The 13,266-nt window shown below is 56.7% G+C and carries 11 protein-coding genes; 6 read left to right on the top strand and 5 right to left on the bottom strand.

Annotated elements, in window-relative coordinates; all coding sequences use genetic code 11:
- Positions 1 to 54: 54 nt before the first annotated feature.
- On the top strand, positions 55 to 1,800 hold the full coding sequence (locus tag QPL94_RS08190) for an extracellular catalytic domain type 1 short-chain-length polyhydroxyalkanoate depolymerase (RefSeq protein WP_285356703.1): 1,746 nt from the start codon (positions 55 to 57) through the stop codon (positions 1,798 to 1,800).
- A gap of 60 nt (positions 1,801 to 1,860) precedes the next feature.
- On the opposite strand, the gene QPL94_RS08185 is transcribed toward QPL94_RS08190, so the two are convergent.
- Positions 1,861 to 3,267: an ice-binding family protein gene (locus QPL94_RS08185; RefSeq protein ID WP_285356702.1), complete on the bottom strand. Its 1,407-nt coding sequence runs from the start codon at positions 3,265 to 3,267 to the stop codon at positions 1,861 to 1,863.
- A gap of 322 nt (positions 3,268 to 3,589) precedes the next feature.
- Complete coding sequence (locus tag QPL94_RS08180) at positions 3,590 to 4,054, bottom strand: hypothetical protein (RefSeq protein WP_285356701.1); 465 nt, start codon at positions 4,052 to 4,054, stop codon at positions 3,590 to 3,592.
- 133 nt (positions 4,055 to 4,187) lie between these two features.
- On the opposite strand from QPL94_RS08180, the gene QPL94_RS08175 reads away from it, so the two are divergent.
- The 3 genes from QPL94_RS08175 to QPL94_RS08165 all read left to right on the top strand — a co-directional run bounded on the left by QPL94_RS08175 (position 4,188) and on the right by QPL94_RS08165 (position 7,654).
- Complete coding sequence (locus QPL94_RS08175) at positions 4,188 to 5,228, top strand: AraC family transcriptional regulator (protein ID WP_285356700.1); 1,041 nt, start codon at positions 4,188 to 4,190, stop codon at positions 5,226 to 5,228.
- 319 nt (positions 5,229 to 5,547) lie between these two features.
- Entirely contained in the window at positions 5,548 to 6,816 is a 1,269-nt protein-coding gene (locus QPL94_RS08170; protein WP_285356699.1) for a hypothetical protein, read from the top strand.
- A 235-nt stretch (positions 6,817 to 7,051) separates the two neighbouring features.
- Positions 7,052 to 7,654: a cysteine hydrolase family protein gene (locus tag QPL94_RS08165; RefSeq protein WP_285356698.1), complete on the top strand. Its 603-nt coding sequence runs from the start codon at positions 7,052 to 7,054 to the stop codon at positions 7,652 to 7,654.
- A 28-nt stretch (positions 7,655 to 7,682) separates the two neighbouring features.
- On the opposite strand, the gene QPL94_RS08160 is transcribed toward QPL94_RS08165, so the two are convergent.
- Positions 7,683 to 8,606: a homocysteine S-methyltransferase family protein gene (locus QPL94_RS08160; RefSeq protein WP_285356696.1), complete on the bottom strand. Its 924-nt coding sequence runs from the start codon at positions 8,604 to 8,606 to the stop codon at positions 7,683 to 7,685.
- A gap of 161 nt (positions 8,607 to 8,767) precedes the next feature.
- Here QPL94_RS08160 and QPL94_RS08155 point away from each other — a divergent pair, with 161 nt between their 5' ends.
- Entirely contained in the window at positions 8,768 to 9,775 is a 1,008-nt protein-coding gene (locus tag QPL94_RS08155) for a zinc-dependent alcohol dehydrogenase family protein (protein WP_285356695.1), read from the top strand.
- A gap of 278 nt (positions 9,776 to 10,053) precedes the next feature.
- Positions 10,054 to 10,245, top strand: a complete 192-nt coding sequence (locus QPL94_RS08150) for a CsbD family protein (protein WP_137435346.1) — start codon at positions 10,054 to 10,056, stop codon at positions 10,243 to 10,245.
- Positions 10,246 to 10,296: 51 nt separating this feature from the next.
- Here QPL94_RS08150 and QPL94_RS08145 read toward each other — a convergent pair whose 3' ends face one another.
- A complete protein-coding gene (locus tag QPL94_RS08145; protein ID WP_285356694.1) occupies positions 10,297 to 12,390 on the bottom strand; it encodes an FUSC family protein in 2,094 nt (697 codons plus the stop codon).
- A 13-nt stretch (positions 12,391 to 12,403) separates the two neighbouring features.
- Positions 12,404 to 13,264 carry an efflux RND transporter periplasmic adaptor subunit gene (locus QPL94_RS08140; protein ID WP_285356693.1) on the bottom strand — a complete coding sequence of 287 codons (861 nt, stop codon included), beginning with the start codon at positions 13,262 to 13,264 and terminating at the stop codon, positions 12,404 to 12,406.
- Positions 13,265 to 13,266: the final 2 nt, after the last annotated feature.

The following is a 13,266-nucleotide window of genomic DNA, read 5'->3' as shown; positions in this document are numbered from 1 at the left end:
ATATTTCCTTGTTTGTAGTTGCCGAACAATAAATCCAAGAAAGGAGCTACAACAATGACGTTTCCGTCCATTCCAGGATACGGCGGCCCGGCACTGTCCGCGCTTATCCTGTCGGTGTTTCTCAGCATCACGATACAACCTGCGTTCGCCGGCCAGACCCATTCCTATACCCAGCCTCAACAGGGCTACAATCAGTCCCGCGCCAGGGACTATAAAGTGTACGTGCCAGACAACCTCTCCACGCCGGCGCCGATGATGATGGCACTGCACGGCTGCAAACAGACCAATAACGACGTCCTGAATGACTGGGGTCTGACCGAAGCGGCAGAAAAATACGGCTTTATCCTGGTGGCACCGTTTATCACCAGCTATGACGGGCTGCGCAACGAGAACTGCTGGGGATTCTGGTTTGACCATCACCGCCACGAAGGCGCTGGAGAAGTTGAGGACCTGCACCAGATCGCACAGGCCGTGGAGGCCAACTTCAGCATTGACCCGAATCGTCGGTTTATCACCGGGTTGTCTTCCGGAGGTGCCATGGCCACTGTCGCCTCCGTGGCACACAATGAATACTGGGCAGCCGCAGCACCGGCATCAGGCCTGCCCTATGGTGAAGACTCCGCCTCTGTCTCGTTATCCGGACAGTGTCCCGGAAGCGCAACTTTCCATAGCGTATCCCGGGTAGTGTCGGACATGCAGAACGAACTGGATGACACCTACCCCATCCCCTTGATGGTTCTGCAGAACGAGAACGACTGTACCGTACTCAAGACAGCTGCCGACAACACACGGGACGCCCACCTCAAGGTCTTTGGGGATCCTGCCTTTGATACACCCGCTGAAGCGGAAGCTTCATCCACTGCGTGCACGCCCTACTACCAGAACAACTACAGCTGCGAGCACATACGCTACACCCGGGACGGCACATTGGGCTCCCGTTCCCTGGTAGAAACCGTCTACCTAGACGGACCGTTATCCACCCCGAACACACAGGACACAGACCACGGCCATTACTGGGTTGGCGGTGAGCATGGCAATAATGGCAAATGGTCCATCCGGGTCGGCCCCAGTTACCCGGACATGATCTGGGATTTCTTCAGCCGCAACAGCCGCGATGGCACTGATCCGGAAGGGTTTCCGGTGATCACCCTGATTGGCGATAACCCGATGACGGTGAACATCAACACCACCTTCACCGACCCCGGCGCCACCGGCGAAGACACCGACGATGGCTCCCTGACTGTGAACGCTGACTGTAGCGATGTGGACACATCAACCACAGGCTCCTATACCTGCACCTACTCTGCCACCGACAGCGACGACAACACCACCACCAAAGACCGAGCCGTGAATGTCGTCGACCCCAACGCCCCCATTGAAACCTGCGAGCAGGCCACCGCCTCACCAAACGCCCACATCTCCGCAGGCCGGGCCTATGCAGGTGGGTCCTACGACCTGCGGGCACTGACATCCGGTGATGATGTAGACATTGGCGGCTCCTTTGACACCTGGAGCAGTGTCACCCTGCACGAGGGTGAACCGGGGCTCTGGTACGCCAGCGAACCTGCGGCGTGCAGCGGCTCTGGAGATGGTGGTGACGGCGGAAATGATGGCGGTGGCGAGTTTGCCTGCCAGGACTGGAACGACACCAATCTTAACCATGATCTTGCGGGACGGGCGTACTATGCCGGCGGCTATTTCAGCACCGGCGGTGATGACACGCTGGGAGCCCTTTCAGGAACCTATACCTGGGTAAAAGAAACCTCTGACGGTTTCTTCGAGGCCGGGGCATGTAATTAAGGCTCATAAAAAAGGACCCCGAGGGGTCCTTTTTACTTTACAGCGTAACTGCTTCGGTTATTACTGTGCCGGTTGCGTAACCGCGTTCGCGTCCAGGGTGACCGCTGTCTGGGACAGTGCCCGACCGTTGAAGGTGGCTCCGGTCTGAAGGTCAATCAGGGTTTTGCCGAGGAAGACCCCATTGATGTCACTTGTGGTGCCGAAGATAGTTTTACCAGCTACCTGCCAGAACACATTCTTCGGCAGAGCGCCGCCCGCTAAGGCGATTTTAACGCCGTTACTCACGGTGAGATCACCAGCGATCTGTAGAATCCACACATCGTTCTTGCTACCAGACAGTGTCACATCAGTGGCAATATCCAGACCGCTGCTCCATTTGTAGAGGCCCGGGGTGAGGGTCAGCCCACTGATGTTGCCGGCACCGAGTTCAGTGGCGTCAGGGTTTGAGCGTCCAGCAGCGTCGGTATAAGCGGTTTCCATATCGCTTACTGCGGTTGTAAGCATGGACGGTGTAGGTGCTGCCATGTTGGCCGCAAAAACTTTGCCGGTTACAGTGCTTGATTTAGAAAAAGTGTTAGTTGCATCCCGGACAAGGGAGAAGCCGGTGATAAAGCTTTCTGCAGCCGGGCTGAGTGCGATGTCGCCAGTGATGGCAGTAGTGCCGGTGGTGGAAATCCCGGTTTTCGCCAGAATCACGTAATCACCTGCGGTACCAAGAGTTACCGGTGCTGGACCCTTCGCCACACTGTCGCCGGTAGTGAATGACCAGATAAAGCTGGCTGCCAGCGCATTTGCCGCAAGGTCCTCAGCGCTAGTGGTGACTGTGGCGGTGTATTTGGTGCTAATGGCAAGGTCATTCGCAGGAGTGAATATGGCGGTAGTGCCAACAAGCTCTACCGTGCCGGCGACCGGGTTGGTATTGGGATCCGTCACGAAGAAGGTTGAGCTGTTGATGGTCGCTACGTTCATCGCTTCGCTGAAGCTGGCGGAAATGTTCCGGTTGATCGCTACGCCCGTTTCCAGGTCAACGGGGTCGCTGGCCGTAATCGTAGGTCGTTCGAGATCAGCACCAGCGCCTGTGGTAAAGCTCCACTGGTAGTTGCTTGGCAGTGCCTTGCCATCCGTAGACTTCACGGCGGTAGTTATGGTGGCCGTATATTTTGTGCTGGCTGCGAAATCGCCGCCACTGGTCTGGAATATACCAGTGTTGGTTTCGCTATCCAGGCTAACCGTGCCCGTCATCGGCACTTCGCCATCAGGACCCACCGTAAAGCTGGAGGTATCGAGCGTATCTGCGTTTATCGCTTCACTGAAAGTGGCGGTGACGACACTGTTGGTGCCTACACCGGCTGCATCATTGAAAGGGCCGGTAGCGGTAACGCTCAGCTCGCTACCCGTGGAAGTAGTTGAGCTGTTACCACTGCTACCGCTGCCACTAAAGCAAGCCGAGAGGGAGACTGTTAACATTATAATAAAAATCGCTATTAGCGATTTTGTATGTTTCTGAATCGTATTCATGTTTATTTCCTACTACTTTATTCCGTCCATATTTATATGGGCGGCAATGGAAGTGAGCAATAATGCTACTCATTCCGGGATGCTTCACGCGCTCGCAACTGTTTATTTATTCGCAAGAAACGCTATGAATGCGCTTTTGAGTTGGTCTGTCCGGGCTGAGTCATAATTCAGCCACGTTCTCTTATATTCCCTATCCCACCAATAAGATATATTTATTTTGTATTTAAATATAACTGCATGGAAATGAAGGGTCAGCGGCCCGACAAAATAGTTACCGGGGCACAAAATATTCCCGGGTCCCCATCAGATGGTCGAACCAGGGGCGGGTGACACACCAGTTTGCATTGGGGTTTGGCCCCATATGGTGATCGTAGTGCCAGGGCAGGTGCGTCTTCGCCCATTCGGGGTCCAGGTGGGATTTGCGGTGAACGCGGTAATAGTTCCAGGCACAGAAATACAGCGTACCCACGAAAAAGGGCGCAACCGGCAACATCGGAGTTACAACAACCGCCCCCGCCACCAGGCCGGCAACCTCCTTGCCCTGGGCATGCCAGCCCCAGGGCGACCTTTCGTAGGCCGGGTCATGGAAGTCGTTCCTGCGCACGTCACGGTGATGCTCGTGCCAATGAAAACGCCAGAAACTGTTGCGGTTCCGGCCCAGGCCATGCAACACATACTTGTGGGTGACCCACTCCACCGCATTGGCGGTGAGCAGCCCCAAAGGAATACCAATCATGACAACCTCCTGTCAGGGTTGAACTGAAAGTTCAGGCTATTCCTTCCGGTGCTCAAACGTCCTGTCATCCGACACCCAGAAATGTGGCCACAAAAAACAATTTGAGGCGCCCCATACCAGCTATAGTAATAATATGAATTCTCCACAAAGCGACCCCTGGCTCACCCTGCCTGCCAGTGTGGCCTGGCCCTATGTCGATGCCTTGCAAAACCTGCTTGGGCAGGCCGGGTTCCAGGTTCGACAGTGGCTCGCCGACGCCGGTGTTGAACCGCAATCGCCAGATAGTGACGGAAGGATCTCCCTCTATCACGCCCTGTCTCTCTGGCATCGGGCCGAGCGCGACGCCCGGGCGCCCCTGCTCGGGCTTCAGCTTGGCCAGGCGGTACAACCAAAGGATTTTCCAATACTGGGGCAAGCAGCTCTGAGTGCAGACACACTTGGGGCAGCGATTTATCGCCTACAGGAATTTGAGTCGCTGATCTGGGACATTGGCCTGTGCCGTCTCCAGATCGACGGGCAGGATGCGAAGCTGGTGCTCAGCCCCCAGCATGACAAACTGCTGCCCCGGGGCATCATTGAACTGGCAGTCAGTGGCTGGCTGAGTATCGGGCGAAGGCTGCTACCGGAATACCAGGGCAGCACCGTCAGCTTCAGCCACCAACCGCTTGCGGACGAGACACTGTATCGGCAATACCTGGGCACCGATGTGCGTTTCGACCAACCATTCAATGGCCTGATCTTCCCCACATCCTGGCTGGACATCCCACTACCGGCTCGGGATGGATACCTCCAGGCTCTCCTGCAACAGCAGGGCCGGCGCTTGCTCGCCAATTACCACCGCGACCTGAATCTGCCCAATGAGGTACGGGCCCAGATCTGCAAGCATCTACTGGAAGGATCTGTTGAGCCAGCTGGAACCGCCCGGGAACTGGGCTTCAGTACCCGCAGCCTCAGGCGCAAACTGGCGGCCCGCAACACCAGCTGGAGCTCCCTCTATGAGGAAGTGCGCCGGGACCTGGCCATGCTGTGGCTCCAACAGCCGGAAGCCCCCCTGGCCGACATCGGCCTGCTGCTGCAGTTTGCCGACCAGAGCGCCTTCAACCACGCGTTCCGACGCTGGACCGGTGAAACACCCGGCCGGTTCCGTCGCCGGCTCCACAGCCTCCCAGAATAATCCCTGCACTTGTTTAAATATGTAATCGCGCACTTGCACTACGCCTGCCAACCACTGGCTCACCTCTGGGACTGAATCGTGCAAAACGATAGATAACAACAGGTTATAAAGATAACACCGCTCCCGAACCGTGTTACGTTCGATCTCAAGATGTATCCCTCCGTAAGCGCCAACTTCCTGACAAATTCAACCCGCCAAATCCTGAACCAACCCACATATAACCGAAAACCGTCTCGGTATGATTTGCCTGAATTCGTCAATGAAATGGTGCGCAACAATGTCAATTTGCGGCAAAAAATTATCGAAGCATGGACTGCTGATGTTACCTGCGGTGGTTCTGCTCTCGGGCTGCGGACTGGACATTACTTCCGGCGAAAGCACTTCAGCAGCGCAGTCCCAGGGCTCGAACGAGCCGACTGTCGAGATCGCCGGTGCGGCCATGAAAGGCGTCATACAGCAGGGCCTGGTAACCGCCAACCGCCTGATTTCCGACAAAGACGGCCACTATGCCCCGCAACGAGAGGCGGCCAAGCCGGTACTGACGGCGGACGATGGCAGCTACGAGTGGCAGCTGCGAGGAAAGGCAGATGGCTGGGCTCTGGTGGAGCTTCAGGCAGATGCTGACACTCGCATGATCTGCGACGTTGTCCCCCAGTGCGAACAGAGCGGCGCAGAGGCTGTTGCCTTTGGCCAACCCATGGGGCTGGACAACAACTTCAGCCTGCGCGGAGCCGGCGACCTGAGAATGGAAACCGTCAACCTGACCCCGCTGACCCATCTGGCCGTAGCCCTGGCCGAACGCAGCACAAGCGGTCTTTCTCCAGAGGCCCTCTCTGGCGCTTACGAGACAGTAGAGGACTGGTTTGGCCTGGCTGCCGGCTCCCTGCGCCTCACCCCGCCGGATCTGACCCGGCTGGATGAGTCAGACGATGTATCTGCCGATGCCCTACAGGTCGCTATCGCGAACGCCGCTTTTCTGGCGCTGGTCAACGAAAACGCCCAATGGGACACAATTTCCGATGTGCTGAACAACATGACCGCCCAGGTCAGTGAAACCGGCCAGATCAGCCTGATAGGTGATGGTGTGAACGTGGCCCTGGCAGATCTGGTTTCTGCGGCAGCGGTTCAGGCGTCTGAGCTTCAGACCAGGGTGGACTCAAGCATCATCAACCAGAGACTGGTCGTGGTCGAGTACCGCACCGTGCAGCGTTTCAAGACCGTGGCGGATGTTTACGGTGACAGTTCTGGCGACGCTACAGCCGACACTGGAGCCGAAACCAGCGAACCGCCGACAACAGAAGTCACTCCGGAAGAAACCATTCCAGCCGACGCCGCCCTGCTGAGCTGGACCGCGCCACTAACCCGCGAAAACGGTGATAGCCTTTCCATGGGTGAAATTGCCGGCTTTGAAGTAGTCTACGGCACCAGCGCAGAAACCCTGGACCAGAGTCTCGCCATAGGTGATGCTTCAGTCGACGAGCTGCTGGTGGATGAACTCACCGCAGGGACCTGGTATTTCGCCATTCGCACACTGGACACTGATGGCAATCGCAGCCGACTCTCCGACGTTGTCTATAAGCAGATCTGAGACCGCCGGGGATCACCTCTTGCCCAGAAACCGCGACGGCTCAATGGCGTGACCACCGGGCCGTGAGGTCTATAAAAAAGTGCGAGCCTGGGTTGAGTAATCAAAGAGTAAGCTGTTCCGGTATTCCCTGCCACCACCCTACCAAAGACTCATCGAAACGGGTTTATGGTCGTATGTACTGTGGGATCAGCGCATGATGCACTGATCCCCCACGACCAACGCCAGGAGAACAACCATGACAACAGCCTCCACATCGCTTCGGGACCTGAACGGCCTCGGCAACAAACCATCAAGACTTTCCGAATCCGCCCTGATCATGATCGACTACCAGAACACCTATCGTGAAGGCGTCATGAAGCTTGAGGGCGCGGAAGAAGCCCTGAAAGAGGGTAAGAAACTGCTGGAAATGGCCCGTGCCGAAGGAATTCCAGTGTTTCATATCCGCCACGATTCTGGCCCGGGCTCACCCTACGATGTGAACGATCACATAGGCGCTATCGCCGATATCGTTGCCCCGAAAGACGGCGAACCGGTCATTACCAAGAACTTCCCGAACTCGTTCGTGCAGACCGATCTGGATGAGCAGCTCAAGGCCAAAGGTGTGAAAAACATTATTCTCGCAGGCTTCATGACCCACATGTGCGTCAATTCCACCGCCCATGGCGGGTTCAATCTGGGCTATTCACCCACAGTGGTCGCCAGTGCAACGGCAACCCGCCCCCTTGAGGCTGCGAATGGCAAGGTCCTATCCGCCCAGGAGGTTCATGACGGCGCACTGGCTTCAACGCGGGATCTTTACGCCGCAGTTGTCGACAGCGTGGCAGATCTGCCTGCCTGAACAACACGGGAGGTCACCTTATAAACCATCAATGGCCTTCGGAAGGATTTCGAAGGCCCAGCTGCGATAGACGAACACAATTGAATTCACCTGCAAGCGCATCGGCCATAAAATGAACGTGCTCAGGTGTAATCTCGCAACACCCACCAACAACACGGGCACCATCCGCCAGCCATTGACGCACCTGCCCTGAATAAGCTTCCGGAGTGATATCCGGCCGTGCCTCCAGGGCATCTACCAATCCGCCACTGGCCACAGCCTCTACAGATTTAAAGGCATTGGCGTAACCTCCGACAATCGGGTACAGATTCACCAGCTCTGGCATGGCGTCGGTTACCAGTTCGGGGTCACAGCAGTTCAACATCACTGCAGCGGGCAAATACCCTTTGATGGCAGCCACCGCTTCCTCCAGGGTTTCGCCCGATTTGAGCCTGCCGTTTGCTTCAAGGCGAAATGCCACTCCAAAAGGTTTACCAAGATCACTGGCGGCCGCACACGCAGCCCTCGCTTCCAGGGTGTTGGTCATGGTTTCGATCAGGAATACGTCGGCGCGAGCCTGCAGCTGAACCAGAGTCTCGTATTCGTCACGCACGTCCTCAAAAGAGCGGGCCGGCTGACCCTGATAGCTTGCAGTCAGGGGCGGAAGGCAAGCGGCGATATCCACCTGCACACCGGTGGCGTCGATCGCCCGTTCCAGGGCCTGGAACGCCTGCTGGTGAATGGCAAATATCTGTTCTTGCAATCCCTGCTTTCGCAAACGGGTTGGTGTCGCTGCATAGGTATTCAGCGTCAGAGTTTTTGCCCCGGCCCGGATGAAATCCGCATGCACCGCCGTAACAACCTCAGGCTGCTCCAGCATGACGGCTACGGACCATAGTGGAGAACTCACACCACGAGCCCTGCGATAGATTTCCTGGCCAAGACCACCATCAAGAAGTGCAACGTTTCGCATAGTGCTCTTAGCTCCTTTATTAAGAGTGTGTGATCATGATATTGCCAGATTGCAGAGTATGTTTCGGTATAGAAGTCAGGATTAATCATCAAATATGATCCAATACAGCTCAGTAAAACTACCCTAGCCCATCATTTAACCGAATAGACCGAGGCCAAACCATGAAACTCGCTACTCTCTCCCAACCCGGCGGACTGGATAAACTGCAGATCACGAACGGCCCGGAGCCGGGCGAACCAGGCCCTGGTGAACTGCGGGTGCGGATTCACGCAAACTCTCTCAACTTCCATGACTACGCGGTAGTCGCTGGTGCCATACCGACCGACGATGGCCGCGTACCCATGGCCGACGGCGCGGGTGTGGTCGAAGCGGTCGGTGCAGATGTGAGCGAATTCAGGGTCGGAGACCACGTGGTTTCTACCTTCTTCCCCCAGTGGGAAAACGGCCCGGCCCCCATCGACAATTTCACCACCACCCCGGGCGATGGCATCGACGGCTATGCCCGCGAATTGGTCACCGGCCCTGCCCGGGGGTTCACCCACGCACCGAAAGGCTACAGCCACGCGGAAGCCGCCACTCTGACTACGGCGGGCCTGACCGCCTGGCGGGCGCTGGTCGTCGACGGCGGCTTGAAGGCTGGCGATACGATACTCACCCTGGGTACAGGCGGCGTCTCCATTTTTGCCTTACAGTTCGCCAGGATGATGGGCGTCCGGGTGATATCAACGTCATCCTCCGACGAAAAGCTTGAGCGGCTGAGCGCCCTCGGAGCCGACCACACCATCAACTACAAAACCACGCCGGCCTGGGGCCAGCAAGTGCTTGAGCTGACCGGCGGCAAGGGCGTCGACCATGTGATCGAAGTGGGCGGCCCGGGCACCCTGCCGGAATCCATCGACGCAGTGCGCATCGGTGGCCACATATCGCTGATCGGCGTGCTCACCGGTCGCTCCGGTGAAGTGCCCACGGCAAAACTCATGGCCAAACAGGCTCGTCTGCAGGGCTTGATCGTCGGCAGCCGCGCTCACCAACAGGACATGATTCGTGCCATCGAGGCTAATGACATGCACCCGGTGATCGACCGCTCATTTGCGCTGGATGAAATCGCGGCTGCGTTCCAGTACGAAGAATCCGGCAAGCACTTTGGCAAGATCTGCCTGGAGTTTTAAGCAAACCCAGCGGACGTCATGATTGCGAAGGCAACACCCCGAATCCGGCGTCAATCTGTCACCGAATTCTTAAACTTTTATAATCAAATCGATAAAGTATTAGTTTTCAATTACTTAGGTACCGACAAGCCGGCCTGCAACGGTTTACGTCAACCCAGGTTATTGTCGAAAATCATGTTGTGTGGCACGTTGAGCCTAGCAGTTACGCATTAGCGAAAAGGATTGGCGCTATTGCGGAAGTCAGTTCATTTCAATCTCACGGAAAAAGGACTATCGAAATGAATAAAGACATTATGGAAGGTAACTGGAAGCAACTCAAAGGCAAAGTGAGAGAAAACTGGGGCAAGCTAACCGATGACGAAGTCGATGAAATCGGGGGCCGGAAGGACAACTTTGTCGGCAAGATTCAGGAAAAATACGGCATGAAAAGAGATGAGGCCGAAAAAGAGTGGGACAAGCTCACTAAGTAATCCTTATCGACACCTCCTGGCCTGGGGAATACAGAGCCCTTTCTGTATTCTTCAGGCCAAGGATTCAGTCTCTGCAGAAGCTAATTTCGGCTGGCCTGTTGCCTCAGCCACCGTTCTGGCGGTTCGCTCCATTGTCAGTGCCAACCGCTCAAACATACCTTCGACGACAACCGTTTTCTGGTCCGGATCCCTTTGGGCGTGAATGGCCTCAAGCAGCCTGGCGCCAGCCTTCCGGAACTCTGGATTGATGACACCCCGGGCGCTCAACAGGTAGGTTTCCGCCAGGGTCTGCTGCCACTCCTTCAGAAGCCTGTCAACTGTGGGACTGCGATGGTCCTGAATCAGCTTGCGCAGACGAATGGACACATGCCCGAGGTTAAGCCCGGTGAACCCCAGGTCGGTCATATAGCGTTCGCTGCTTTCAGAACTCTGATCATAATTGGCCAGCCGCAACAGACGCTCCCCCATACGACCATTAAACCAGTTTTCAGGCATTTCGTGATCGTCAATTGCGGTCAGGTCACGGGCCGTGGATCTCAGCAGGCGGCGCTGCATAAACCGGCTGTCCGGCGGGGTAATGACTTTGAATACCCAATAGAGGATGCTGATTCCCACGAACAGTCCCAGTGCAATATTCACCGCACTTTCGGCATTGAATGTCATGCTGTTGCTTGGCTGAGTGATGATGGTGAACGGAATACAGAAGCCCAGCCCGTAAGGCAGCGTGGGACGATCGGCAAGAGCCAGCAGGCCAAAGAAATAAGGGCCTGCCAGAACCAGCATCAGGAGTTCGACATTGCCACTGGCCCGGGATAACAGGCCCAGCCCGAAGAACAGGGCAACGGGAATAGCCACCGTTGCACCCATCAGCACCCGACGCAGAATAGGCGTCAGCTCCGCCAGCGAAAAACGGGCGAACATCACGGAAAATACCACGGGCATGATCATGATCATCAAGGCGGCCGAGCTTGCCGTCTGGGTCCAGATTATCGCCCCGATTCCAAATATCACGGCCGTGCGAAACCCGTTGATCAGTCCGACCAGCGGGTCCCGGTGGGTTTCCAGCATGGGCGCCTTCAGCAGCGTCCGGTCACGGCTTTCCAGCGCGTTATAGGCCCGCAATACCACCACCAGATCACTTACCAGTTCCAGTGCCGTCCTGGTCAGACGTGTCACGATGGCGGACTCGTTCCTGAACCCGGTTCGCTGCTCCAGCAAGGACCGCCGCAGCTCATGGGCAAGCCGGTAACCTTCCTGGTAGCTATCTGCTTCGGCGATTTCCCCGAAATATCGGCGCATCTGGCTGAGCACCTCACTGAACGCAGGTGACACCAGGTCACCATGATTCCTCTGGAACCGCCCCATAATCTGAGTAACCGCCAACAGGGACATTACCTTGTTGCACAACAGATTGGCTGCCCTGCTCCGGCCCGAGCCTTCGGGGCCTTCGTAGGTAACAGCGCTGGAATCGTCATTAACCGCTACCAGGGTTTCGAGAATCTCGTCCGCATGCTCGTGACGCTGCCTGTGGGAGCTTCCCGGCTCCAGCTCCAGTTTGAGATAGGCCAGCGTTTTGTTGATCACCTTGCGGGCATTCACACGCAGGCCATCTTTTACGGTCACCGGCCATAACAGCTGGCTGACCAGCATGGCACACACGGCGCCGGTCGCAATTTCGCTGATCCGCGCCTGGGCGATGGTAAAAACCGCCTGGCTGTTTGTGGTGCCGGCATCCGCCATCACAAGGATGACCACCAGTCCGGCTGTCATCCCTGCCATCGCGAAGGCATAGATATAATTGAGGTTGTGCACCATGGAGGACGCAGCTGAATTCAGGCCAATCCACAGCGTTAAGAGGCCCAGCGCCAGAAGCGGATACGGTGTCAGCAACGCAAGCACCAGAATGCCAAAGCCACCACCAGCCGCCGAACCCACGATCAGGCACAGCGCTTTCTCGATGACCAGCCCACTTTCCGGGCGGATCTGCAGGAAAATCGCGGAAACCATCGCCCAGTAGGGACGGTCCAGTTGCAGGGCCATCGACACAAACAACGCCAACGCCATGGCGACCACACCCTTGATGGCGAAGATCACGGCGTATCGGTTCGGCGCCAGGAGTTGCGCCAATAGCGGATGGGGTGACATGTGCGCCGGCCCGCTACTCGGAGTCCAGATAAATTGAAACCGTCATCCCGGCACTCAGATGTATATCCTCCGGCACCGGGTCCAGCGCAATATCGACCGGAATCCGTTGGGCCAACCGTACCCAGTTGAATGCCTGCTGAACCTGGGGAAGCATCTGGTCGTTGCTGCTGGCATTGATATCGGCAATCCCCGGGGCAATGCTGACGACGGTGCCAGTCAACTTCCGGTCGCCACCCATCAGGGTAATCCGGGCGGATTGCCCCACCTGCACCTTATGCAGTTTGGTTTCTTCAAAGTACCCGGTGACATAAAAGGAATCGGCCTTCACCTCAGACAACACAACCTTCCCTTTATCGACGTAGTTGCCCTGGCGCAGATGGAGGTTACTGATGGTGCCATCTGCCGGTGCCACCACCTGCGTGCGCTCAAGGTCAATGCGCGCCATCTCCAGTTCCGCCTTGGCGAGTTCAAGACCGGCCACCGCGGACGCCCGTTTAATACGGTAGGTTTCCAGGTCGTCCTCAGTGGGGGCCTGTTCGTCAGACAGTCCCTGTCGGCTCTGGTACCTGTGCCTGGCCAGCTCGAGAGAACTGTACTTCTCTGCGACCTTCGCCCTGGCTTCCGCAAGCGCTGCCTGATAACGCGTATCGTCAATGGTAAAGAGCGGATCACCCTGCTTTACCGCCTGGTTGTTGGCCACGCTCAGTTGCGTGACCCAGCCTGAAACATCTGGCGCAATCGTGATGACATCGGCACGAATCCTTCCGTCGCGGGTCCATGGCGAATACAGATAATGGTTCCAGACCCAGCTTCCGGCAACAACCGCTAGCGCGACCACCAACAACGTAATACCAACACGCAGTAGCTTTCCCATGA

It is taken from the genome of Marinobacter sp. SS13-12 (assembly GCF_030227115.1).
In the GTDB taxonomy this organism is placed as follows: domain Bacteria; phylum Pseudomonadota; class Gammaproteobacteria; order Pseudomonadales; family Oleiphilaceae; genus Marinobacter.
The sequence above is the reverse complement of the archived record's forward strand: the minus strand, read 5'-3'. Positions and strand labels throughout refer to the sequence as shown.

Coding starts and splice junctions, on each gene's coding strand:
- QPL94_RS08190 (WP_285356703.1), top strand. CDS start 55: ATGACGTTTCCGTCCATTCCAGGATACGGCGGCCCGGCACTGTCCGCG.
- QPL94_RS08185 (WP_285356702.1), bottom strand. CDS start 3,267: ATGTTAACAGTCTCCCTCTCGGCTTGCTTTAGTGGCAGCGGTAGCAGT.
- QPL94_RS08180 (WP_285356701.1), bottom strand. CDS start 4,054: ATGATTGGTATTCCTTTGGGGCTGCTCACCGCCAATGCGGTGGAGTGG.
- QPL94_RS08175 (WP_285356700.1), top strand. CDS start 4,188: ATGAATTCTCCACAAAGCGACCCCTGGCTCACCCTGCCTGCCAGTGTG.
- QPL94_RS08170 (WP_285356699.1), top strand. CDS start 5,548: ATGTTACCTGCGGTGGTTCTGCTCTCGGGCTGCGGACTGGACATTACT.
- QPL94_RS08165 (WP_285356698.1), top strand. CDS start 7,052: ATGACAACAGCCTCCACATCGCTTCGGGACCTGAACGGCCTCGGCAAC.
- QPL94_RS08160 (WP_285356696.1), bottom strand. CDS start 8,606: ATGCGAAACGTTGCACTTCTTGATGGTGGTCTTGGCCAGGAAATCTAT.
- QPL94_RS08155 (WP_285356695.1), top strand. CDS start 8,768: ATGAAACTCGCTACTCTCTCCCAACCCGGCGGACTGGATAAACTGCAG.
- QPL94_RS08150 (WP_137435346.1), top strand. CDS start 10,054: ATGAATAAAGACATTATGGAAGGTAACTGGAAGCAACTCAAAGGCAAA.
- QPL94_RS08145 (WP_285356694.1), bottom strand. CDS start 12,390: ATGTCACCCCATCCGCTATTGGCGCAACTCCTGGCGCCGAACCGATAC.
- QPL94_RS08140 (WP_285356693.1), bottom strand. CDS start 13,264: ATGGGAAAGCTACTGCGTGTTGGTATTACGTTGTTGGTGGTCGCGCTA.